The following is a 267-nucleotide window of genomic DNA, read 5'->3' on the forward strand; positions in this document are numbered from 1 at the left end:
GCCCCCACCACTCGCAAGAATCGGCGCACCCGGCGTTACCACTGGCGTCACCGCCATCCCACACGCGCCCGGCCCCGCAGGACACGGTAACGGCGTCACCACCGCCCCCGCTGTCGGCGGCGTATTGTTACCGCCGCTCGCATCCGAGATCTGCTTGTTCGGATCGCTCGGCGGCGTCTGACCGTTGTTCGCCTTGACCAGATCGACGAATTGACCAGGCAGACTCGCAATCGTACTGCGCGCGTTCTGGAACGCGTTCCACGCGTC

1 pseudogene is annotated in these 267 nt (G+C 66.3%); it reads right to left on the minus strand.

The features are described from left to right. Positions 1–267, minus strand: a pseudogene (locus SB786_RS36480) (filamentous hemagglutinin); the annotation flags it as partial.

This window comes from Burkholderia sp. SIMBA_062 (assembly GCF_046534765.1).
In the GTDB taxonomy this organism is placed as follows: domain Bacteria; phylum Pseudomonadota; class Gammaproteobacteria; order Burkholderiales; family Burkholderiaceae; genus Burkholderia; species Burkholderia ambifaria.